This is a genomic window from Vagococcus silagei (assembly GCF_004795745.1).
In the GTDB taxonomy this organism is placed as follows: Bacteria; Bacillota; Bacilli; order Lactobacillales; family Vagococcaceae; genus Vagococcus; species Vagococcus silagei.
The window spans coordinates 243,574-267,990 of sequence record NZ_SDGV01000017.1 but is presented as its reverse complement, the minus strand read 5'-3'; the positions used below and the strand labels follow the sequence as shown (position 1 = coordinate 267,990).

Annotated in this window: 20 protein-coding genes; 16 read left to right on the top strand and 4 right to left on the bottom strand. The window is 34.8% G+C overall.

What is annotated here, in order from left to right; translation table 11 throughout:
- Positions 1-138 precede the first annotated feature (138 nt).
- The 11 genes from ESZ54_RS08595 to gshAB all read left to right on the top strand — a co-directional run bounded on the left by ESZ54_RS08595 (position 139) and on the right by gshAB (position 15,853).
- Positions 139-1,143: an ABC transporter ATP-binding protein gene (locus ESZ54_RS08595; protein ID WP_136137259.1), complete on the top strand. Its 1,005-nt coding sequence runs from the start codon at positions 139-141 to the stop codon at positions 1,141-1,143.
- Positions 1,143-2,090 (top strand): ATP-binding cassette domain-containing protein, encoded by a 948-nt coding sequence (locus ESZ54_RS08590; RefSeq protein ID WP_136137258.1) that lies wholly within the window; start codon positions 1,143-1,145, stop codon positions 2,088-2,090. The genes ESZ54_RS08595 and ESZ54_RS08590 overlap by 1 nt, the downstream gene beginning before the upstream one ends.
- A gap of 2 nt (positions 2,091-2,092) precedes the next feature.
- Positions 2,093-3,055: an oligopeptide ABC transporter permease gene (gene opp4B / locus ESZ54_RS08585; protein ID WP_136137257.1), complete on the top strand. Its 963-nt coding sequence runs from the start codon at positions 2,093-2,095 to the stop codon at positions 3,053-3,055.
- Between the two features lie 33 nt (positions 3,056-3,088).
- Entirely contained in the window at positions 3,089-3,988 is a 900-nt protein-coding gene (locus ESZ54_RS08580) for an ABC transporter permease (RefSeq protein WP_136137256.1), read from the top strand.
- A gap of 19 nt (positions 3,989-4,007) precedes the next feature.
- Positions 4,008-5,786: an oligopeptide ABC transporter substrate-binding protein gene (locus ESZ54_RS08575; protein WP_136137255.1), complete on the top strand. Its 1,779-nt coding sequence runs from the start codon at positions 4,008-4,010 to the stop codon at positions 5,784-5,786.
- A gap of 119 nt (positions 5,787-5,905) precedes the next feature.
- Positions 5,906-6,616, top strand: a complete 711-nt coding sequence (gene rnc, locus ESZ54_RS08570; protein WP_136137254.1) for a ribonuclease III — start codon at positions 5,906-5,908, stop codon at positions 6,614-6,616.
- Between the two features lie 18 nt (positions 6,617-6,634).
- Positions 6,635-10,201 carry a chromosome segregation protein SMC gene (gene smc, locus ESZ54_RS08565; protein ID WP_136137253.1) on the top strand — a complete coding sequence of 1,189 codons (3,567 nt, stop codon included), beginning with the start codon at positions 6,635-6,637 and terminating at the stop codon, positions 10,199-10,201.
- Positions 10,202-10,214: 13 nt separating this feature from the next.
- Positions 10,215-11,033: a Cof-type HAD-IIB family hydrolase gene (locus ESZ54_RS08560; protein ID WP_136137252.1), complete on the top strand. Its 819-nt coding sequence runs from the start codon at positions 10,215-10,217 to the stop codon at positions 11,031-11,033.
- Positions 11,034-11,049: 16 nt separating this feature from the next.
- On the top strand, positions 11,050-12,423 hold the full coding sequence (gene ftsY / locus ESZ54_RS08555; RefSeq protein ID WP_136137251.1) for a signal recognition particle-docking protein FtsY: 1,374 nt from the start codon (positions 11,050-11,052) through the stop codon (positions 12,421-12,423).
- 85 nt (positions 12,424-12,508) lie between these two features.
- Positions 12,509-13,423 (top strand): 1-phosphofructokinase, encoded by a 915-nt coding sequence (pfkB, locus tag ESZ54_RS08550; RefSeq protein WP_136137250.1) that lies wholly within the window; start codon positions 12,509-12,511, stop codon positions 13,421-13,423.
- A gap of 153 nt (positions 13,424-13,576) precedes the next feature.
- Positions 13,577-15,853, top strand: a complete 2,277-nt coding sequence (gene gshAB / locus ESZ54_RS08545) for a bifunctional glutamate--cysteine ligase GshA/glutathione synthetase GshB (protein WP_136137249.1) — start codon at positions 13,577-13,579, stop codon at positions 15,851-15,853.
- A gap of 53 nt (positions 15,854-15,906) precedes the next feature.
- Here gshAB and ESZ54_RS08540 read toward each other — a convergent pair whose 3' ends face one another.
- A complete protein-coding gene (locus ESZ54_RS08540) occupies positions 15,907-16,359 on the bottom strand; it encodes a YueI family protein (RefSeq protein ID WP_136137248.1) in 453 nt (150 codons plus the stop codon).
- Positions 16,360-17,212: 853 nt separating this feature from the next.
- Between ESZ54_RS08540 and glf the strand changes: the two genes are divergently transcribed.
- The 3 genes from glf (at position 17,213) to lepB (ending at position 20,019) form a co-directional block, all read left to right on the top strand.
- The gene (gene glf, locus ESZ54_RS08535) at positions 17,213-18,307 is read left to right on the top strand and encodes a UDP-galactopyranose mutase (protein WP_136137247.1); all 1,095 of its coding nucleotides are present in this window, start codon (positions 17,213-17,215) and stop codon (positions 18,305-18,307) included.
- Positions 18,308-18,371: 64 nt separating this feature from the next.
- Positions 18,372-19,385, top strand: a complete 1,014-nt coding sequence (locus tag ESZ54_RS08530) for a glycosyltransferase family 2 protein (protein ID WP_136137246.1) — start codon at positions 18,372-18,374, stop codon at positions 19,383-19,385.
- Between the two features lie 34 nt (positions 19,386-19,419).
- Positions 19,420-20,019 carry a signal peptidase I gene (gene lepB / locus ESZ54_RS08525; RefSeq protein WP_136137245.1) on the top strand — a complete coding sequence of 200 codons (600 nt, stop codon included), beginning with the start codon at positions 19,420-19,422 and terminating at the stop codon, positions 20,017-20,019.
- A 45-nt stretch (positions 20,020-20,064) separates the two neighbouring features.
- On the opposite strand, the gene ESZ54_RS08520 is transcribed toward lepB, so the two are convergent.
- From ESZ54_RS08520 to ESZ54_RS08510, 3 genes are all read right to left on the bottom strand, one after another.
- Positions 20,065-21,003 carry a glycosyltransferase family 2 protein gene (locus ESZ54_RS08520; RefSeq protein WP_136137244.1) on the bottom strand — a complete coding sequence of 313 codons (939 nt, stop codon included), beginning with the start codon at positions 21,001-21,003 and terminating at the stop codon, positions 20,065-20,067.
- A 118-nt stretch (positions 21,004-21,121) separates the two neighbouring features.
- Complete coding sequence (locus ESZ54_RS08515) at positions 21,122-22,063, bottom strand: LacI family DNA-binding transcriptional regulator (RefSeq protein WP_136137243.1); 942 nt, start codon at positions 22,061-22,063, stop codon at positions 21,122-21,124.
- On the bottom strand, positions 22,056-22,385 hold the full coding sequence (locus ESZ54_RS08510) for a hypothetical protein (protein ID WP_136137242.1): 330 nt from the start codon (positions 22,383-22,385) through the stop codon (positions 22,056-22,058). The genes ESZ54_RS08515 and ESZ54_RS08510 overlap by 8 nt, the downstream gene beginning before the upstream one ends.
- Before the next feature lie 373 nt (positions 22,386-22,758).
- Between ESZ54_RS08510 and ESZ54_RS08505 the strand changes: the two genes are divergently transcribed.
- On the top strand, positions 22,759-23,625 hold the full coding sequence (locus ESZ54_RS08505) for a MerR family transcriptional regulator (RefSeq protein WP_136137241.1): 867 nt from the start codon (positions 22,759-22,761) through the stop codon (positions 23,623-23,625).
- 505 nt (positions 23,626-24,130) lie between these two features.
- The gene (locus tag ESZ54_RS08500; RefSeq protein WP_136137240.1) at positions 24,131-24,409 is read left to right on the top strand and encodes a BMC domain-containing protein; all 279 of its coding nucleotides are present in this window, start codon (positions 24,131-24,133) and stop codon (positions 24,407-24,409) included.
- Positions 24,410-24,417 lie beyond the last annotated feature (8 nt).

Sequence of the window (24,417 nt, the reverse complement as noted above, 5' to 3'; positions counted from 1 at the left end):
GTAATGAGCAATTTTCTAATATAATTATAAGATATATTATAGAAATATCGAATGATGATAATAAAAAAAATATGAAGCGAACTTTATTTATTTAAAATAAACTCAGTGCGTGACAAGAAATTAGAAAGGAGAATTTGATTGTTAGAGGATAAAAAATTGTTAGACGTTAGAAATTTACATACTGGCTTTAGAATTAAAGATGATTATTATGATGCAGTTGATGATGTGTCAATTACACTTGATAAGAATGAAATTCTAGCGATTGTTGGTGAGTCAGGATGTGGAAAAAGTACCCTTGCAATGACAATCATGGGACTGCAAGATCCCAATTATACTAAAATTACGGGAGATATCATTTATAACGATTTAAACCTAGTTGGTTTATCAGAAACGTTATACAACAAAATAAGAGGTAATGATATCGGCATGATTTTCCAGGATCCATTATCAGCATTGAACCCATTAATGAAAATTGGAGATCAAATTGCAGAGGCTCTTTTTTATCATACAGATATGTCTGAGGATGAACGTAATAAACGTGCAGTCGAATTATTAGACTTAGTTGGGATTGTAAATCCTGAGCGCGTCGCTGGTCAATTCCCGCATGAACTTTCAGGGGGAATGCGTCAGCGTGTCATTATTGCGATTGCGATTTCATGTAAACCACCAATCATCATCGCTGATGAACCAACGACAGCTCTTGACGTAACGATTCAAGCTCAAATCTTGGACTTATTAAATGAGTTACAAAAAGAAACAGAAGCAGGGATAATTTTGATTACCCATGACTTAGGTGTTGTGGCAGAAACAGCTGATCGTGTTGCTGTAATGTATGGTGGTCAAATTGTTGAAGAAGCAACTGCAGAAGAATTATTTAATAATCCACAACATCCTTATACGCGTTCGTTGTTGAATTCAATTCCACAAGAAGATGCGCATGATGCGGACTTACATGTAATTGAAGGTGTGGTACCTTCACTTAAAAATATGACGCGTACAGGTTGTCGTTTTGCTGAACGTATTCCATGGATTGCTGAAAGTGAACATGAGGAAAATCCGCAACTTCACGAAATTGCACCAGGGCATTTAGTACGTTGTACATGTTATAAGCATTTTCATTTTAGAGAAGAGGGAGAAGCGTAATGGGATTAATTGAAATTAAAGATTTAAAAGTACACTATCCTATTCGTGGCGGTTTCTTCAATAAGGTAGTGGATTATGTTTATGCCGTGGACGGTGTGAATTTTGAAATTCAACCAGGAACAACATACGGTTTAGTTGGTGAGTCTGGTTCTGGAAAGTCAACCATTGGTAAGACAATCGTTGGTCTTGAAAAAGCGACGTCGGGTAAAGTGGTTTTTGAAGGAACCGATGTTACAAAAAAAAGTATGCGAAAACAAATTGGATATAATAAAGATGTTCAAATGATTTTCCAAGATTCAATGTCAAGTTTAAATCCGAAAAAACGCGTACTGGATATTATCGCTGAACCAATTCGAAATTTTGAACGTGTGTCAGATCAAGAAGAAAAACGAAAAGTACAATCATTACTAGATATCGTAGGCATGCCTGCTGATGCGCTATATAAATATCCTCATGAGTTTTCAGGAGGTCAAAGACAACGTTTAGGTGTTGCGCGTGCAGTGGCAACAAGTCCGAAATTAATTATTGCTGATGAACCTGTATCAGCATTAGATTTGTCAGTTCAAGCACAAGTATTGAACTTTATGAAACGTATTCAAGAAGAATACAATCTAAGTTACTTGTTTATCTCACATGACTTGGGTGTTGTAAAACATATGTGTGATAATATTGCGATTATGAACAAAGGTCGATTTGTTGAGATTGGAACCAGAGAAGATATTTATAACGATCCACAACATATCTACACGAAACGTTTGCTCTCAGCAATTCCAAAGATTGATGTAAACAATCGTGAAGAACATAAAGAAGCCCGTCGTCAAGTCGAACGTGAATTCCAGGAATTATATCATCAATATTATGATGAAAATGGTCGTGTATATGATTTACAAACTATTAGTCCGACTCATCAAGCGGCAGTTAAGCCAAATGCTAAAGGAGGAGAATAGTTATGTGGAAAACAATATTACGTCGTGTTCTTTTAATGATTCCACAAATCATTGTGCTAAGTCTGTTTATTTTTATCTTGGCTAAAGCAATGCCTGGGGATCCATTTACAGGATTGATTAATCCGAATACGGATCCTGAAACAATCGAAAAAATGCGTATTGCAGCTGGATTAAATGATCCATGGTATGAACAATATGCACGTTGGATTACAAATGCCTTACAAGGTGATTTTGGTCGTAGTTTCTTATTTAAATTACCAGTTTCAGATTTAATTGGGTCTCGTGTAGGAAATACAATATGGTTATCAGTTTTCACTGTGATTTTAACTTATGCAATTGCATTGCCATTAGGCTTGTTATCAGGCCGCTACCAAGACTCATGGTTGGATAAAACAGTTGTGGTTTACAACTTTGTCAGTTTTGCAATTCCAATCTTTATCTTTGCGCTACTTATGTTATTCATTTTTGGTTACCGTTTAGAATGGTTCCCAACAACTGGATCTGTTTCAAGCGCTGCAGAGCCAGGAACGCTTGGCTTTGTCTGGAGCCGGATTTATCATATGATTTTACCGGCGATTTCACAAGCGTTACTTGCTACAACGGTAACGATTCAATATTTAAGAAATGAAGTTATTGATGCAAAACAATTAGATTTTGTCCGAACAGCTCGGGCGAAAGGTGTACCGACTAATAAAGTTTTTACACGTCACATCTTTAGAAATGCATCATTACCAATTGCAGCACAATTAAGTTATGAAATCACCGCGTTAATTAGTGGATCAGTAGTTATTGAGCAAACATTTGCTTATCCAGGGATTGGTAAGTTGTTTATCGATGCTATTAATGGTCGTGACTATTCAGTTATTACTGCTTTAGTTTTAATTTTAGGAATTGTAACGATTATGGGTAACCTTATCTCAGATATTGTCATGAGTATTGTGGATCCTCGTATTCGTATTCAGTAGAAACTAAAATTAAAAAAGGAAGGAGAATAACGAATGACTAAAGAAAAAAATATTCAACCAGAAGCGGTAAGTGCACCGCCAACAGGTTTAAAAATGATTGCGAGAGAATTTAAAAAAGATAAAATGGCAATGTTTTCACTTGTATTATTAGTTGTTTTACTTTTAGGGATTTTTATTTCAGCCTTATTTTTAGATCAAGAGTCAGTAATGAAAGTGAGTATTTTAGATAAATATAATTCCCCAGGAAATGGCTGGATACTAGGGGCAGATGAAGGTGGCCGTGACGTATTTGGACAACTTATTATTGGGGCGAGAAATTCAATTGTTATTGGATTCTCAATTACAATAATCACGTCAGTAATAGGAGTTGGTCTAGGAATTATTACTGGTTACTATGGTGGTATGATTGATTCGATTATCATGAGAATTGTCGATTTTATCATGATTTTACCAATTATGATGATTATTATTGTATTTGTAACGATTACGCCGAATTATAATGTGTATAGTTTTGTAGGAATTATGAGTGCCTTTTATTGGGTTGCTAAAGCACGTCTATTCAGAGGTAAGACGTTATCTGAAGTTCGTCGTGACTACATCAGTGCTTCTAAAACATTGGGTACGAGTGATTTTAAAATCATGTTTGGTGAATTAATGCCTAACTTGAGTTCTTTAATTATTACAAACTTAACGATTAATTTTGCCGGAAATATCGGAATTGAGACGACAATGTCTTACCTAGGATTTGGGTTGCCACCAACAACACCAAGTTTGGGTACATTAATTGGATATGCGTCAAATGGTGATGTTTTATCTAATAAGTTATGGATTTGGGCTCCAGCATCACTCTTAATTTTAGTGTTGATGTTAAGTATAAACTATGTAGGTCAAGCGTTTAAACGTTCTGCAGATGCGCGTCAACGTTTGGGCTAAAAAAATAGGAGGTAGAAGGATGAAGTACAAAAAACTAATGAGTGTAGTTGCACTAAGTGCAGTTGCAACAATCGGGTTAGCAGCATGCGGTAACAAAGAAAAAGGTGGTAACAGTAAGGAAACAGCAACGGAAGACATTTCAAAATTCCCAATCAAAGCAACAAATAAAGATAAAGCGATTAAAGGCGGAACTTTAGAAGTTGCCGCAGTGATGGAAACGCAATTCCCAGGTATTTTCAGTGAAATTTTTTATGAAGACAACAATGATAATGTTATGATGGAACCTTCTCATGAATCGTTATTCATGTCTGATGACAATTTTGAAATAAATGATAAAGGGGTAGCTAAACAAGAGCTAGACGTAGACGCTAAAAAAGCTACTATTACTTTAACAAAAGAGGCTAAATGGTCAGATGGCAAACCAGTTGTTGCAGAAGATATTATGGAACCATACCGTATTGTAGGTCATAAAGACTATACAGGCATTCGTTATGGTGAAAACTTCCGTAATATTGTAGGTATGGAAGATTATCATACTGGTAAAGCAGAAAACATTTCTGGTATCAAGAAAATTGATGATAAAACAGTTGAAATCAGCTACGTTGAAATGAATCCAGGTATGACGCAATCAGGTGAAGAAATTTGGCGTTCAGCAGTCCCGGCTCATGTATTTAAAGATATTCCCGTCAAAGACATGGTTTCAAGCGATGCAGTTCGTAAGACACCAGTGACATTTGGACCATATAAAATCAATAAGGTTGTTCGTGGAGAAAGTGTTGAATACGTACCTAACGAATACTATTATGGTGAAAAACCAAAATTAGATAAGATTGTAACCAAAGTAACACCAAGCAAATCGATTGTTGAAGGGTTAAAATCTCAAAATTATGACATGGTTATCAAGATGCCAACTGATTCATATCCAAACTATAAAGACGTTAAAGGTTATGAAATCTTAGGTCGTCAAGAATTATCATACTCTTACTTAGGCTTCAAGATGGGTAAAATTGCTGGCGACAGTACAATTGAGTACAATAAAGATGCTAAAATGGCAAACAAATCATTACGTCAAGCAATGGCTTACGCTGTAGATAACAAAGTAGTGGCTGATAAATTCTACAATGGGCTACGTACAGATGGTTCTACTTTAATTCCACCTGTGTTTGCAAAATTCCATGCCAAAGATGTTAAGGGTTATAAGCAAGACATGGACAAAGCAAATAAATTATTAGATGAAGCTGGTTACAAGAAAAAAGATGGTGAAGATTTCCGTCGTGATCCTAAGGGTGAAAAACTTGAAATTAAGTTTGCTTCAATGTCAGGTGGCGATACTGCGCAACCATTAGCAGAATACTACATGAACCAATGGAAAGAAATCGGATTAGATGTGAAACTTACAACTGGCCGTTTACTTGACCAAAATGCGTTCTACGATAAATTACAAAATGATGATCCAGAAATCGATGTTTATCAAGCAGCTTGGGGAACAGGGTCAAATCCTTCTCCAACTGGACTGTATGGTCCTAAAGCAGCGTTTAACTACACTCGTTTTACAAGTGAAGAAAATACTAAGTTATTGAAAAACATTGATTCTAATAAATCGTTTGATGCTGATTACCGTTTGAAAGCATTTAAAGAGTGGCAAGAATATGCGAAAGAAGAAGCTTTTGCAATTCCAACTCTATACAGAAACGAAGTTCGTCCGATTAGCGAACGTGTAACTGGTTTTGATTGGGCATATGACGCACCAACAAATCCTTGGGCAGAAATCGGTGTAACAGCTGAATCAAGAAAATAATTTACAATTTTGACTATCAATTTGAGGGAACCCTCTCAAATTGATAGTTTTTGTTTTAAATCAAGACAAAACCAAGTATAATGAAAGGACAGTTTGTTTAAATGAAAGGATGAGAGTTTGTGACACAAGATTTACAAAAATTAGTAAAAGAAAATTACGATATCGTTTTTAAAAACATTGATTTGCTAAATCAAGCCTTTACACATTCATCCTATGTGAATGAGCATCGACATTTGGAACTTTCTGATAATGAACGTTTAGAATTTTTAGGGGATGCAGTTTTAGAACTTATTATTTCTGAATATCTGTATCAACATAATCAAGACTTACCTGAAGGAAAATTGACTAAATTGAGAGCAACGATTGTTTGCGAAGAAAGTTTAGCCAGCTTTGCGAAAGAATGTCAGTTTGATCAATGTATTCGTTTAGGTAAGGGGGAAGAAAATTCAAAAGGACGTGAAAGAGCATCTTTACTTTGCGACTTATTTGAATCATTCCTTGGTGCACTTTATTTAGATCAAGGAGCGGAAGCTGCACGTACGTTTATTAATCAGGTTGTTATTCCAAAAATTGAAGCTGGTGCTTTTTCACATGAGATGGATCATAAAACAGCACTTCAAGAAATACTACAAAAAAATGGTGATGTTTCGATTGTCTACGATTTGATTAATGAAGAAGGGCCGGCACATGAACGTATTTTTTCTGTTGAAGTGAGTGCAGATGGTAGCGTTCTTGGCATGGGATCAGGTAAATCAAAAAAAGGTGCTGAGCAAAAAGCAGCCCAAGTCGCATTATTTAACTTAAGTCGTCGCAGAATGGAACATAATTAGAAAGGAGACTTAAATTTCGTGTATTTAAAGCGTTTAGAAATTGCAGGGTTTAAGTCTTTTGCAGATCGAACAGTGATTGAATTTAATAAAGGACTTACAGCAGTTGTAGGTCCTAATGGTAGTGGAAAAAGTAATATTATCGAAGCCGTCCGATGGGCGTTAGGAGAACAGTCAGCAAAAAATTTGCGTGGTGGTAAAATGCCAGATGTCATTTTTGCTGGCTCTTCTTCACGTTCACCACTAAATGTTGCTGAAGTGACAATGGTGTTAGATAATTCCGAGCAAACGTTACCTATCGATTATCAAGAAGTCAGTATTACTAGACGCCTCAATCGTTCTGGTGATAGTGATTTCTTTATAAATAAAAGCAACTGTCGTCTGAAAGATATTGTGCAATTATTCATGGATTCAGGATTGGGTAAAGAATCATTCTCAATTATTTCACAAGGTAAAGTTGAAGAAATCTTTAACAGTAAACCAGAAGATCGTCGTGGTATTTTTGAGGAAGCTGCAGGTGTTTTAAAATATAAAACACGTAAAAAAGAAGCTGAAAGACGTTTGTTTGAAACAGAAGATAATTTGGATCGACTCCAAGATATTATCCTTGAATTAGAAAGTCAGTTGGAACCATTAAAAGAACAGAGCCTCGTTGCGCGTCAGTATCTTGAAATGAAAGAAGAATTAACACAAGTTGATGTGAGTGTAACGGTTGAAGAGATTAATCGTTTTAAAACAGTTTGGGAAGAACAAAGTACGGCTTTAACAGAAATTAATCAAAAAATAAAAATGGGACAACAACAAATCTCAGAGTTAGAGCAATCAAGCCAGCAATTAAAAGCTGAACGTGATGAACTAAATGACACCACTGAAAAAAAACAGGCCGATCTCTTAGCGTTGACGACGGCTTATGAGCAATTAGAAGGTCAAAAGAAAGTTTATGATGAGAGACAAAAAAACACCAAAATAACGCTAGAACAGCACCAGCAAAGTATTGCTGTGTTGAAACAAAAGCTAGTTGAAGTTTCTGCTCAACTAGACGGATTAAAACAAGAACAACGTGAAAAACAAAGTGTTAGTCACGTGTTAGAAAAACGAATCTCGGAGTTAGAGTTGGAGTTGTCAAAAGTGAGCCGTTCAGTAAAAGAACAGCTTGAAGATTTACGTAGTGACTATGTAGAAGTGATGCAACAACAAACAAATATTAACAATGATTTAAAATATTTGGAGCGCCAATACACACAGGAAATGACTCGTAGTCAAAAAGACATTCAACAGTTTGATGAAATGACGAATAGCGAGAATGAAAGTCTTGAAAAACAAGAACAATTGCAAAAAGAAGAAGAGCAATTGAAACTTGAAATGACACAAGTGATTGAGCAATATCAAACTAACAAAATTCGTTTTGATGAAGTTGAACGAACAACACAAATATCTGAGCGACAAATGTATGAAGCCTTAAAAATTCTTCAACAAGCACAGGCGCGTGAAAAGACACTCCAAGATGTTAAAGAAAGTTACACTGGTTTTTATCAAGGTGTGCGAGCAGTCTTAAAAGCAAAAAATCAATTAACAGGTATTGTTGGAGCGGTTGCAGAATTAATAACTGTCCCTAAAGAGTATCGTTTGGCAATTGAAACTGCTCTTGGCGGAGCTGCACAATTTATCGTGACGGAGGCGGAATCAGATGCGCGAGCAGGTATTAGCTACTTGAAACAACAACGAGCAGGTCGTGCGACGTTCTTACCGTTAACGACGATCAAACGACGAGACTTAAATGCTTCGATCAAAAGTAGAGTTCAAAATGAAACTGGCTTTTTAGGTATTGCGAGTGAACTGGTAACTTACTCCAATCAAGTGAGTTCGGTTGTCTCTAATTTATTAGGGATGACATTGATCGCTAAAGATTTGAATTCAGCAAATGCTTTAGCAAAATCAGTAAACTATCAATATCGTGTCGTCTCTTTAGATGGTGACGTGATGAATCCTGGTGGTTCAATGACTGGTGGTGCAACGAAACGTGGTGCCAATGCTAATTTGTTTTCACAAGCAGAAGAATTAACTGAGTTACAAAAACAAGTGAAACAAATGGAGCAATTGTATCAAACGAAAGAAAAAACGGTTGCTGATTTAAAACAAGAATTTGAACAATTAAAAACGATTTTAGAAAGAGATCGCGCTCGTGGTGAAGAGCTTAGATTTACTTTACAAACGACATCTAATCAGTTGGAGCAACTGACGATGACTTTAGAGCGACAATCTAAAGAGCGTGCTGCGTTTGAGTTTGAAAAGAAAGAACTACAACGCTTCTTGGAAAACTATCAAGAAGAAAAAGAACAACTTGAAGAAGCACTTCAAGAATTGACTGAGCGTCGCACGCAACTTGATGAATTAATGAATCAACAAGGTAACCTTGAAGAAACAAATCAAAAACGAAAAGAACTGCTACAAAAAGAGTTAGCAGATAAACAAGCTCAGTTTGCGGTTGTGACAGAACAGCTGGAACATATCCGTGCGCGAATTAAGGAAAAAAGAGCGCAACAAGAAGAAACACAGCAAGAGGTTACTGACTTGGAACGCTTACTGAGCTCAACTGATTCGGAACAAAACATTTCAACAGAACAAGCTGAGCAAATTATTGCTAAGATGTCTGTAGATAAAGAACTTCTTGCTGAATTGCAAAATACCATCTTCACGCTAAAAGAAAAACGTGAGCAAGTTTATTTAAGTGTCAAACAAGCTGACGAACATTTAATGGAACAAAACAAAGCGTTACAATATTTAATTGATAATAAAACGGATATGGAAGTTAATAAAAACCGTGCGGGCGTCTCGCTAGATCACTCATTGGAGTATCTACAATCAGAGTATCAATTAACATTTGAGGCGGCACGTGAACAATTCCCACTAGTATTAGAGTTTACGCAAGCTAAAAGTGAGATTAAAAAATTGAAGCAAAAAATGACAGCTTTAGGCGCGGTCAACTTACAATCAATCGAGCAATATGATGAGGTAATGGAACGTTTTGAGTTTCTAACGGTTCAAAGGAACGACTTATTAACAGCTAAAGAAGAGTTATTCACAACGATGGATGAGATGGATGCACTTGTCATTGAAAAATTCCATGATGTCTTTTGTGATATTCGTGCTGAATTCCAAGTCGTTTTCCCTAAAATGTTTGCCGGCGGTCATGCCGACTTAGAGTTAACAGATCCAACCGACTTATTGAATACAGGGATTGAAATTATTGCTTGTCCTCCAGGTAAAAAATTACAACAACTAAGTTTATTATCTGGTGGCGAAAGAGCCTTAACAGCGATTGCTTTGTTGTTTGCAATCATTCAAGCACGTCCTGTTCCTTTCTGTATTTTAGATGAGGTTGAGGCTGCGTTAGATGACGCTAATGTGGCGCGTTTTGGTCATTATTTAAAAGAATTTGGTGACGAGCGTCAATTTATCGTGATTACTCACCGTAAAGGAACGATGGAGGCTGCAAATCGTTTGTATGGTGTGACGATGCAAGAGTCTGGTGTTTCAAAGATGGTATCCGTTCGTTTGGAAGATTATGAAGAACCAAGTGATAACTAGGGAGGAAAAAATTTTGATAAAGTTAATTGCGTTAGATTTAGATGGCACACTTTTAAAAAAAGATAAAACAATTTCGCAAAAGAATATTGACTGTTTACGCCAAGCGAAAGCATTAGGTGTGAAAATTGTGATTTGTACAGGTCGACCATTAGCAGCAATAGAGGCTATCATTGATGAAATTGGCCTTAGGGATACTGGTGATTATAGCATTACTTTTAATGGTGGTGCCGTACAGGCTAACGCGAGTGGTGAAGTAATGCGTGCGCATTTTCTAAACCGTTCCCAAGTGGAAGATGTCTTTACCTTAATGCAGAAAATTGATTTACCTTTAGATGTAATTAGCGAAGCAACTTGCTATCATCTGCCGACTGCAAAAGAGCATCCATCAATTTATCAAACATTAAATCCAATCCTTTCTTATGAGGATGTGACATTGGAAGAGTTGCCAAAAGATATTCCATATCATAAGATGGTTGTAGCATATGAAATGGATTATTTAGATGAAAAAATCAAGGTAATACCAACTGATTACTATCAAAAATTCAATATGATGAAATCACGGACAAGATTGTTAGAGATTTTACATCCAGAAGTTAGTAAGGCAAATGCAATTAATGAGTTAGCGACTCATTTAGGTATTGAACAAGCAGAAGTGATGGCGATTGGTGATGAAGAAAATGATCGTTCAATGATCGAATATGCTGGAATAGGTGTCGTCATGGGAAATGGCAATCCAGAATTAAAAAAAGTAGCACAATTTGTCAGTACAACTAATGAAGAAGATGGTGTCGCACATGCCATTGAAACTTTAGTTTTACCAGACTATCAATAAGGAGGACAAAGAAGTTATGGGTATTTTTGATAAAATCAAAAAAGCAGTCTTTGGTGAAACAGAGGAAGAAAAACAAGAAGAACTGCAACAAGAGCCGATACTTGAAATCGATGAGCCTCAAGAATCGAAAGAAGACGATGAGACAAATGAAGAGGCTGTCGAAGAAGCACAACCAAATTCAGGGGAAGAAAAACCTGCTCCTATATTAGAGGAAACAGTATCTGAAGAACAAGTATTAGAGAAAATCCAAAGCACTGAATCAGAAGTAGATACAGAACCTACAGTTGAGGAACCAGTTAGCACCTCAGAATTGGTTGAAACTGAAGAAATGGCTGATGTACCGGAACCGGAAGAAAAACCTGAGTTGTTAGAAGAAACAGCTACAGAAGAAATCCAAGAAGAAGTTCAGGAAGTTGCACAAGTAGCAGAAGCTGCAACAGAATCAAAATCAACAACGGAAAAATATGACAAAGGATTAGAAAAATCACGTCGTACTTTTGGACAATTTATGAATGAGTTGTTTTCAAATTTCCGTGTTGTAGATGATGAGTTTTTTGAAGAATTAGAAGAAGCTTTAATCAGTTCAGATGTTGGTTTTGATATGGCAATGACAATTTCGGATGAGCTTCAAGAAGAAGTTAAATTACGTAACGTGAAAAAGCCCAAAGATGTCGAACGCACCATTGTGGAAAAACTTGTGGAAATCTATGACTCTGAGGGTGAAAATGAGAACAATGAGATCAATTTCCAAGCATCAGGCCCAACGATTATTTTATTCGTTGGTGTAAACGGTGTTGGGAAAACAACTAGTATTGGAAAAATGGCTAATCGTTATCGCAAAGAAGGTAAAAAAGTACTCTTGGCAGCAGCGGATACTTTTAGAGCTGGTGCGATTGATCAGTTGGTTGTTTGGGGTGAACGTGCAGGTGTTGAAGTTGTCCGACACAAACCAGGTAGTGATCCAGCGGCAGTTGTTTTTGATGCGGTTGATCGTACAAAAAAAGAGGGCTATGATGTATTGTTAGTTGATACAGCTGGACGTTTACAAAATAAAGTCAACTTGATGAAAGAACTTGAAAAAATGAAACGTGTCATTGAGCGTGAGTATCCATCTGCACCTCATGAAGTATTACTTGTCGTTGATGCTACAACAGGCCAAAATGCATTAATTCAAGCAAAACAATTTAAAGAAACGACAGATGTGACTGGTTTGGTTTTATCAAAACTTGATGGAACAGCAAAAGGTGGTATTGTTCTGGCTATTCGTCATGAGTTGAAATTACCAGTTAAATTGGTAGGCTTAGGTGAAGGTATTGATGACTTACATGATTTCAATCCAGATCAATTTGTCTATGGTCTGTTTAAAGATGTTATTGAAAACTACGAGTAAGCAAATAGTGTTAATTTAAGTCCTCCAAGTAGTCATCGTTGGCAGTTCACGAAGCCCGCAGTACGAAGTCTAGGAGGTAATAGTAATGATATACACAGTAACTTTAAACCCTGCAGTAGATTATGTTGTTTTTGTTCCTGAGTTTCAATCAGGGGACTTAAATAAAGCGACAAGAGATTATAAATTTCCTGGGGGTAAAGGGATAAATGTTTCCCGAGTTTTAAAAAATTTAGGCACATCGTCAATTAATTTAGGCTTTGTCGGTGGTTTTACTGGAGAATTTATTCAAGAAAAATTATTGCAAGAAAAGCTTAAAACAAATTTTGTGCCCATTAAAGCTGAGAATCGGATAAATGTGAAACTAAAAAGTAATCAAGAAACAGAGATTAATGGACAAGGCCCATTGATCGAACAAGATGAATTAGCGCATTTTATGAGTCAGCTTTCAAATTTAACGCTAGAGGATTTGGTAGTTTTTTCAGGCAGTATTCCTCAAGGTGTCCCGAAAAATATTTATCAAATGTGTTTAGAAATGTTAGAAAAAAATCATGTTCCGTTTGTGTTAGATATCAGTAGTTCGGAATTATTAGAATTAGTTGCTTATCATCCTGAGTTGATTAAACCCAATCATCATGAATTAGCAGAAATTTTTCAAACAAGTTTTTCCAATTTAGAGGAGATGCTGCCTTATGGAGAAAAACTGGTTACCATGGGCGCTAAAAATGTTTTGGTCTCAATGGGAAAAGAAGGTGCTGTGTTGTTTAATCAAGAGGGAACTTATCTAGCACCAGGTATGACTGGTGAGTTGATTAATTCAGTTGGCTCAGGTGATTCAATGGTCGCGGGATTCATTCAAAGCTATTGGACTAATCATGATAGTGTTTCTGCATTAAAATTAGGTGTCGCAGCTGGAAGTGCTACAGCATTCACAGAAGATTTGGCTTCCGGTGAAGAAATACTAAATATCTTGGATCGTGTCGTGGTCCACAAGTTATCTTAATAATACTTATCGTCAAGAATGTTAGTTTTCGTTTTTGATGATAAGTATTTTTTTATATTGGTGAGTCATAAACAGCAAAATAGAGAATGTAAGTAGGGTTTGATATAATAGACAACGTAGTTCAAGAGTTTATGATAGATAGAGGGTATAGAAATGATAAATCAGTTACAAAATATATTAAAAGATCCAAAGCTGCAGCCATATCTCTATAAAAAACGAATTGGTCTTGAAAAAGAAAGCCAACGTGTGACATTATCAGGTGCTTTAGCACAAACCAATCATCCAAAAACGTTGGGAAGCCGAACGATTCATCCATATATTCAAACCGATTTTAGTGAAACACAAACTGAGCTCATCACGCCAGTTTTTGATACAGAAAAAGAAGCGCTACGTTTTTTAAGTGCTTTAAATGACGTCTTATTACGGTCAATGCCAGAGGAGGAAATGCTATGGCCGTTGAGTATGCCACCAGCTTTACCTGTTGATGATCGTGATATTCAAATTGCAAAATTAGAGAATCAAGGTGATGTTAATTATCGTCGTTACTTAGCAAAAGTATACGGAAAACGAAAACAAATGGTGAGTGGAATCCACTACAATTTTGAGTTTTCTCCGCAATTAATTAAACAAATGTATGATTTGTCAGATCAATCACTATTATTGACTGAATTTAAATCAGAAATCTATTTAAAAGTGGCACGTCAATATTTACGTTATCGTTGGCTCATTACTTATTTCTTCGGTGCTTCACCAATTGCAGAAGATCATTACTTTATTATGGATCGACCTAATGAACCAGTGCGTAGTATTCGCAACAGTAGTTTTGGTTATACGAACCGTCCTGAAATAAAAGTATCATATGAAAGTTTGGATACTTATGTGAATGACATTGAACATTTAGTTGATACTGGTGCGTTGATTGAAGCAAAAGAGTTTTATTCTTCAGTTCGTTTAAGAGGAAGTCAAGATTTACAAGAGTTAGCAAAAAATGGTATTCAGTATGTCGAACTGCGCAATATTGATTTAGATCCATTTTCAACAATTGGAATTAATCAAAAAACCTTGGATAGTCTTCATTTATTAGTATTATTAATGTTATGGTTGCCAGAAGAAGAAAAATCAGTCTTAGAGCGTGAACAAGAAGGAGTTCTAAAGAATAATACAGTTGCGTTAGAACATCCGTTGGCACTCACAATTTATCAAGAAGAAGGAAACTGGTTACTGCAAGAATTAGATCAAATGATCGACGCATTAAATTTATCAGATAAAGAGAAAAGTCTTGCCGAAGAGCTTAAAGATCAATTTAAGAATCCTGAAAAAACATTAGCAGGACGTTATGTGAAAACTTTAGAACAAACTGCTCTTTCAAATGGTGAGTGGGCGGTTTCAAAAGCGCTAGACTATCATCATGCTGCGTACGAAAAACCTTATCAATTAGCTGGGTATCGTGAAATGGAGTTATCAACACAAATTTTAATGTTTGATGCCCTACAAAAAGGTCTAAAATTAGAGATATTAGATGAGGAAGATCAATTCCTCAAACTTTCGCGGGGATCACATATTGAGTACGTGAAGAATGGTAATATGACGAGTAAAGATCACTATATTTCGCCATTGATGATGGAAAACAAAGTCGTGACCAAAAAAATACTGGCTACGGAAAAATTTTCGGTTCCAAATGGTTATGAATTTAGTTCGCTAGCTGAGGCAATGAATTATTATCCAGAGTTTGAATCAGGCTCGATTGTAATTAAACCAAAGTCGACTAATTTTGGCCTAGGTATTTCTATTTTTAAAGCATCGGTGTCTCAGGATGATTATCAACAAGCGTTAGAGATGGCTTTTGAGCATGATTCGCAGGTGCTTGTAGAAGAATTTTTAGAAGGAACGGAATACCGTTTCTTTGTGTTAGATGGAAAAACGAAAGCAGTTTTACAACGTGTTCCAGCCAATGTAGAGGGAGATGGCTGCCACACAATTGCTGAATTAGTAGCAAACAAAAATGAGAACCCTTTACGTGGCACAAACCATCACACGCCGCTAGAAAAAATTGCTCTAGGCGAGAGCGAGGCAATGGTTTTAAAAACACAGAATCTTGATTTTTCTAGTGTACCAACTAAAGGAGAATATATTTATTTAAGAGAAAACTCAAATGTTAGTACGGGTGGTGATTCGATTGATCGAACAGATGATGTTGCTGAAGGTTATAAACGAATTGCTGAAGACGCGGCAAAGGCACTTGGGGCTGTCGTTTGCGGAGTTGATATGATGATTCCAAATATCAAACAAGCATCAATACGTGAATCAAAGGATTACGGGATTATTGAAGCTAATTTCAATCCCATGATGCAAATGCATATTTATCCACATCAAGGACATAGTCGACGTTTAACACGAGATGTATTGGATTTATTATTTCCAGAATTATAATAAAAAGTACTGAACAAAAATTATTTTAATTTTCGTTCAGTACTTTATTTATTTTAAGACCACAAGCGGCCAAACAAGGATGTTTTTTTAGTAGAATGTGTTTCTTTTGATTTTGCGTCAAATTGATTTTCAGCAGGGATAATATCTTGAAGGTTAATCGCTGTTTTCAATGTATAGACAACACCAATCGTTTTGATTGGATCTGGATTACCAGGAGCGTCATCAATCAATCGGAATGGCACATTAGCCTTTTGAGCCAAAATTAAAAAAGCTTGTTGTGTTTGTTCATCGCTTTTTGCGCTAATTAGTAACTCACCTTGTGGATACTTGGAAATTTTATCCAAGCAATATTTTTCGAATTTTTTGTTCTTCATTTGATTTAGAGTTAGTGCAAAAACAACTCGTTCTCTAAAAGTGCCAAGATATTTTTTCTGTTCATCAGGTTTTAGTTGAGGTGTGCCATACATTGCTTTATCTAAATAGTCATTAACGTCTTTTGCTACCATGAAACTCCTCCTTGTATTTTTTAGTATCCTTAATTTATTTTTTAGATTGAACTATAAATTTACGCTACTTATTTTAAAAAGTCTATCTTGAGTATCTCAAATATATGTTAACAATTTTTGAACAATGCGTAAACAATTAAATAAACTTACAAGAAAGACAGCAATTTTTAATAAAAACGTACATTAATATATATTTTAAGTCGAATTTTCACTTTTATTGTTTGCTAAATTAATTTATTTCTCTTAAATTATCTGCTATTTAATTTCATTTAACTAATAAAGATTATAATTAGAATAAATATCAAATGAGTTATTTTATTGATTGTTTACTAATTCACTTGTTTTGATTAGGATACTTAACAAGACAGGAAGTATTAAAAAAATCAGGAGAAAAACAATAAAAAAAGAATGATTGGAAATGCCATTTCTTTATTTGATAAAATATGATTTAAATTATCTAGATTGAAGAAGAAATCTAGATATATATTATAGTTATTTTATCAAAGAATATTTTAAAAAATACAGATGTTAACTTTATGAAAACTTGTTTTTTTAAAATGTATTATAACCTATTAAAAATTGAATAATACGTAGTGAATTGTTTGACTTTTTATGAGGAGCAACGTATCATTAGACTTGTAGTCACAACGGTTGTTGGCTACTTCGTTTTAAATAGAGTTTCGATAAAAATATTTAAAAAGATTTTCCCCCCCTTTATAAGCTAGAGTGAAATCCCCGTTTCATTTTAGCTTTTTTGTTTTGTTTTTTTAGAGATGTTTTGAAAACATTGGCTTTATCTATTTTTTTGGTATAATGTTTCTATGAGAAATAAATACTGGAGTGTTGAAATGTCATGAATTATTTAGTCGTAGGGAGTGGCTTATTCGGAGCAGTTTTTGCTCACGAAGCAGCTAAAAAGGGCCATGATGTGACTGTTATTGAGAAGCGCGATCATATTGGGGGAAATATCTATACAAAAAATGTGGATGGAATCAATGTTCATCAGTATGGGGCTCATATTTTTCACACCTCTAATAAAATGATTTGGGAATATATCAATCAATTCGGTGAATTTAACAACTTTGTTAATGCGCCTTTGGCCATTCATCAGAATCAACTTTACAATTTGCCATTCAATATGAATACTTTTCATGCGCTTTGGGGTGTTAAAACGCCTAAAGAAGCTGAAAAAATAATTGCGGAGCAACGTCTAGTTTTGGAAGGACCTGCTAAAAATCTTGAAGAACAGGCTTTGTCGTTAGTTGGACGTGATATATATGAAACTTTGATTAAAGGTTATACTGAAAAACAGTGGGGACGTTCATGCTTAGAACTACCCGCGTTTATTATTAATCGCTTGCCAGTACGCTTTACGTTTGACAACAATTATTTCAATGATCGTTATCAAGGAATCCCAGTTGGGGGATATACAGCTATTATTGAGAATATGCTATCCAATTCTAAGGTAAGTGTTCAATTAAATACAGATTTCTTTAATCAAAAAGACATATATATGGATAAGTATGATAAGATAATATATACGGGCATGATTGATGAGTTTTTTGATTATTGTTATGGCGAACTAGAGTATCGCTCACTGAGTTTTACCCATGAACGCTTAGAAGAAGAGAACTATCAAGGAAATGCCGTTGTGAATTATATTGATAAAGAAATTCCTTATACGCGGATTATTGAACATAAACATTTTGAATTTGGAACACAAGAACATACGGTGATTACCAAAGAGTATCCTTGTGCTTGGTCAAAAGGTATGGAACCCTATTATCCAGTGAACAACGCAGATAATAACCGTTTATATAAGAAATATAAACAACTGGCAGAAGAGACACCCAATATTGTTTTTGGTGGACGTTTAGGCATGTACCGTTATTTTGATATGCATCAGGTTATCGATGCAGCGTTACTACTATGTCAACGTGAACTGTAAGAGTTATTTGTGTTGTATTGAAAATGTGATTGATAAAATTATTTATAGAAGTATGAGGGAAAGTATGAAAAAATTATTAAGTATTATTGTGCCTTGTTACAATTCAGAAGATTATATGACACGTTGTGTGGAGTCACTTCTAGTTGGTGGTGAGGCAGTTGAAATTATAATCGTAAATGATGGCTCAAGTGACGGTACAAGTCATATTGCGGATCAATTACAAGTAAAATATCCGACAATTATTAAAGTCGTGCATCAAGAAAATGGTGGTCATGGACAAGCGATAAATGCTGGTTTGATTGAAGCATCGGGCTTGTATTTAAAAGTTGTCGATAGTGACGACTGGGTTGACCCAGAAGCGTATGCAACAATCTTAGCTTTTTTAGAAGCTCATCAAGATGAGGAAATGATGGATATGGTTATCAGTAACTATGTCTATGAAAAGCAAGGTGTTAAACACAAAAAAGTGATGGAATACCGTTCGATTTTACCAATTAATAAAGAATTTAGTTGGAATACGGTTCAATTCCCAATTGGTAAATATCTACTTATGCACTCGGTAATTTACCGGACATCTTTATTAAAGGAAGCAAATATTAAGTTACCAAAACATACATTTTATGTTGATAATTTATATGTATTTAAACCATTACCTTTGGTTAATAGAATGTACTATTTAGATGTTGATTTTTATCGTTATTATATTGGCCGTGATGATCAATCTGTTAATGAGACTGTGATGATTAGTCGAATCGATCAACAGTTATTTGTTAATCAAGAGATGATTCGCTATTTTTCAACTTTGGAAAATCTCGATTCTAATTTAGAGTTATATATGGTGCGCTATATTGAAATCATAACAGCTGTCTCATCTATCTTACTGCTTAAGGAAGGATCAAGTGAGAATCTAGTTAAGAAAGACCAACTTTGGCGTTTCATTGAAACAACAAATTCTGATTTATATAATACGTTGCGACACGGTATTTTTGGGCATGCCTTACATTTACCTGGTAAATTGGGCCGAAAAACGGCGGTACGCATTTATCGTACAGCACAAAAAATCTATGGTTTTAATTAAGAATTAAAAAAGTGAGAGGGTGGTGAAAAACAAAATGTCTAGCAAAAAAGAAAAAAAGAAGAAAAAATCGTCTAAGTCCAAAGGAAATAAAGAGAAATACACAATAAATAAAAAACAACCTAAAGCAATTCAAGAAAAACGACGTAAGAAACTCATTGTTATTCTTTTAGCGGTCATTTTGTTTATCGTGATACTCTTAGCTTTAATGCGCCAATTTATTTGGAGAGTAGATGGTAGTTCAATGGAACCGACATTCTCATCAGGTGATTTGGCCGTTGTGAAATATCAAAAAGACATTGGTCGTTATGACATTGTGGCATTTAAAACGGCAGATCCAACGACTAAAAATAAATATTTAGTTAAACGTGTTGTCGGGGTACCAGGTGACGTTGTTGAAGTTAGAGCTGAAAAAATATCGATTGTTTATCAAACTTCTAAGAAAAAAAATTCAGATTCTGAAGTGAATCTAACTTATCCGATTTTACCAAATACTCGCGATATGAAGATCCAAAAAATAGAAATTCCTGAGAATAAATTTTTTGTAGTTGGGGACAATGTGTGGGGTTCCTATGATAGTCGGAATTTTGGGCTCATCGATAGAGATCAAATTGAAGGAACCATTATGACAAAATAAATGAGTAAAGCCTGTATCACAAAAATGTGATGACAGGCTTTTAATTTATTTTTTTTTAGATGTTTCAGTTTCTTTAACAATATAAATTGGTCTTTTTTTAGTTTCCAAGAAAATTTTGCCAATATATTTTCCAATTACCCCTAGACTTAATAGTTGAATCCCACCAATGAAGAGAATAATTGCGACAAGCGATGGCCAACCTGACGTTGGATCTCCGAAGATTAAAGCACGAACAATAATGAAAATTAAAGCAACGACAGACAGGATGCACGATAAAATCCCAGAAAAAACAGATAAATTAAGTGGTGTGTCTGAAAAGTTTACAATCCCATCAATTGAGTAACTTAATAATTGCCAAAAAGACCAAGAGGTTTCTCCGGCAACACGTTCAACATTCTCATAAGCTAAATAATGAGTGTTAAAACCGACCCAGCTAAAAATTCCTTTTGAGAAGCGATTATACTCCGTTAATTCAAGGATAGCATCCACCATTTGACGAGTCATCAAGCGAAAATCTCGAGCACCATCGACCATTTCAGTATCGCTAATTTTATTAATTAACTTATAGAATTTTTTTGAAAAGAAACTTCGAATTGGTGGCTCCCCTTTACGTGTTGAACGTCTTGTTCCAACACAGTCAATATCTTTATCTGAATTAAGAATGTCCACCATTTGTGGGAGTAGTTCTGGTGGATCTTGCATGTCAACATCCATAACAGTAACAAAATCGCCCGTTGCATTTTGTAAACCGGCGTAGAGAGCGGCTTCTTTACCGAAGTTACGTGAAAATGAAAGATAGCGAACATCTTCATGTGCTTCAGCAAGTTGTCTCATTTTATTGAGAGTATCATCTTTAGAACCATCATTTACAAATAGATATTCAAAGTTATAATTATTTTTATGTTTGATTTCTTCCATTGCTTGAAAGAAGAGTGGAATCATTTGCTCTTCATTAAAACATGGGATAACAATTGAGATTTTCAATAGTTAGACTCCTTTCAAGTGTCTTGAATAAAGAAGTTTAAACTTCTTCATGATATATTATTATAGCAAGTAATGTCATAAAAAACACCCTAATGACGTAATATTACTAAAAAAGTCACTAAGGTGTCTTATGATGACGTGCAATAAAATTATACGGAATTTTTTTCTTTACATTGTCGCCAGATAGAAAAAGCTTAAACGCTTCTTTCCCACAAAGTTCTAGTTGGGTTTCGATGGTTGAAAAATTTAGTATCTCACTGATAAGTAAGTGTTCTCGTCCAATGATGAGTGGAAGAGTTTGATTAGATGGGAAATTTTGAATGATAGTTGCTGCAACATCATCACCATTGGTTAGAATGGCATCTAAAGGTAGAGTGCTAAAAAATTGTGCTGCTTCATGAGCATCATGTGCAGAGTAACATTCCCAAAAAATATTTTTTCTAGAAAAATTAGGAAAAAATGTTTCAGTAAGGTTAATAATCATTTTTGAATAATTGCTAATATGTTTACTTCTACCTAATGTTAAACCGATTGATTGAACATCTTTAGAACTTAAAACGCTAAAAGTACTGATGATGGCTCCTTCTAAATCTTCGAAGACACAAGTGTATTCTGGTTCATTCATTTTTTCACAAAAAATAACTGGACCATGCTGAAGATATGACTTATAAAAAGCTGAAGCATTTGCGGTGGTAGTGAGAATGATACCGTCAAATGTTTTAGCAGCAAATTCATCCATATATTGTTTTTCTTTTTCTTTCGAGTAGTTAGTCGGAAGCAGCGTCACTCGATAGTCGTGTTTAAATGCTTCATTAATGATTCCGCTAATTAAGCGATCGTAGTAGGTATGATTTGTAAATGGAATCACAACACCGATATTTTGTGTTTTACCTAGACTTAGAGCCCTAGCGGTTTGATTAGGAATATAATTTAATTCTTCTACGACAGCTAAGATATGCTTTCTTTTTTCATCACTGACATAAGGATGATTAGATAAGACCCTTGAAACAGTAGCAACGGAGTATCCGGTTTTATTCGCAATATCGCGAATGTTAGGCATATTTTTTCACCTCAGTTATTTGAGAAAGATGTTTGTATAAATAGTGTATCACACCAGCCCCATTTTCATAAAAGAAATAGGTTTCGTTTCCAATCACAATAAATAGTCTTTTGCTCGTGTGATAGGAATCCATACCAATATGTTGTGCATCTTTAAGTGAGATGATTTTCTTTTCCTTTTTTAAACGTCCCGTTGTGATTTTAAGAATAAGATAAGAATCATCGATAGAAAGCAGTGCAAAAGAAGTCTGGCTTGAGTTTAGTGTGTTCAAAGTAAAGTAAGTGTTCATAATTAGTTTCCTCTTTTCGTTTGATGTATTCATTATAAAAGATGAAACTAGTTTCAGAGCAAGAGTTAAATTAAAAAATAACAGAAGATGATTTTCCCCACGCTAAATAACTGGAAGGTATTGCTATATAATTGAGTGATGTATGAAGATGGCTTGATTTAGTTCCTGAAATTTTATAAAAATATAGAAAATTTATGAACATATTCTGAATCAAAAAATAGCTTCAATTTTGAATTGATTAAAAAAATAAGATTAAAGGGACATTTTTTAGTAAAGAATAATTTTTTTTAAAGTTAAAGGTTTAGAATTGTCTAAAAATTGTATATTGTATGGTAAAAGAGTATTGACAATCTTTGGAGAAGCATCAATAATATAGTTGGGGTTGCTTTTTTTGAGGTGAAAAAAAATGAATTTAGAGATGACTGAACTAAGTAAGTGTCACGATCAATTATTTACGATAGGCGAAGTTTCTAAGATTTGTAAAATATCAAAAAAAGCGTTACGTATTTATGAACAAATGGGTATAGTAATTCCGGATAAAGTTAGTAAAGATAATGGGTATCGCTATTATAATCGTGAAACGATGATGCTAATACCAGTAATTAAGTACTATAAACAAATGGGGTTCAAGCTACAAGAAATGAAAGGCGTTGGTGATAAAAAATCATATTTTTATCATGAGAATAATTTTATTTCAAAACTTGATGAATTAAAAAATGAAGAGATGAGAATAAAATGTTCATATCGCGCAGTTGATGATTGGCTCAATATGTTAAGAGAAGGCTTTATGGTCCTGGATAATAATATCCAAAATGTTAATGTTAAGTACCTTGAAAAAGCAAAATGCTATTTCAAAGAACAACCATTCAACTACAATTATATGGAATCTGTAATAAATATTCCTTGGGTAAACTATCTTGAAGAACATGATTGTGAGATTACAGGTCCGATGATATTAAAGTACCCATCCTATAAAGCAAAAAAAAGTTTTAAAGAAGATACCGTCTTTATCTTACAAGAACCTGTGGGTAGATTCACAGATAAGATTGGCTGTACTGAAATGGGCGGTACTATGGCGTTATGTTCGTATCATATAGGCGACCCTCGAAACATAGAACAAAAATATGAGCAGATTGAAAAATGGGCAAAAGAAAATCAGTATATCTGTGGTCCTGAAGCCTATGAACGATTTGTCATCGACTATTGGGCAACCAACGAGCTAGACAAGTTTGTTACGGAAGTTATTATACCAGTTGAAAAAGAGAAGTTTTGATAGAAAACCACTTAAAGTGAAGACTTTAAGTGGTTTTCTGTTTTTTTTTTTTTCATAATCATGTAAGTATGACCCATGGGTTCAGGTTGGTTATTATGTTTTTTTATACAATGTTTAAATGTTGATATATTAGTGTTAATGATAGTTTTCTAAGTTGTTTTTTAAACTATGAAAATATTGAAAAAGCCAAATGGTAGACGTTTTTGCTGAAAATATGGATAAAATGAAAAACTATTGATTTTGAACAATTATCAAAAATAGAATAATCATTATTTCATGAAAATTGATTTCAACATTGAGGAAAGCGGTGTCATCAATCATTGTGATATTTAACACGAAAATCCGATTATCGATTGAAATAAGTAATTGAGAATAGCTAACGGTTAATGTGAAAAAATGAGCATGAAGTAAAAATCAATTTGACTCTGTCTTTAGGGGGATGTTGTATAGTCAAGGCATAAAAGGGCTAAGGCGCCCTCTAAAAATTTTTTAGGAGGAAACAAAGATGAAGTATGATGCATTAGGAATGGTAGAAACAAAAGGATTAATCGGATCAATTGAAGCAGCAGACGCAATGGTGAAAGCAGCAAACGTAACATTAGTTGGTAAAGAATTTGTCGGTGGAGGCATTGTGACAACAATGGTTCGTGGTGACGTAGGAGCTGTTAAAGCAGCAACAGATGCTGGTGCCGCAGCAGCAGAACGTGTCGGAGAATTATTATCAGTACATGTGATTCCAAGACCACATGCAGAAGTAGAATCAATTTTACCAACAACTAAGTAGGGGAGGCT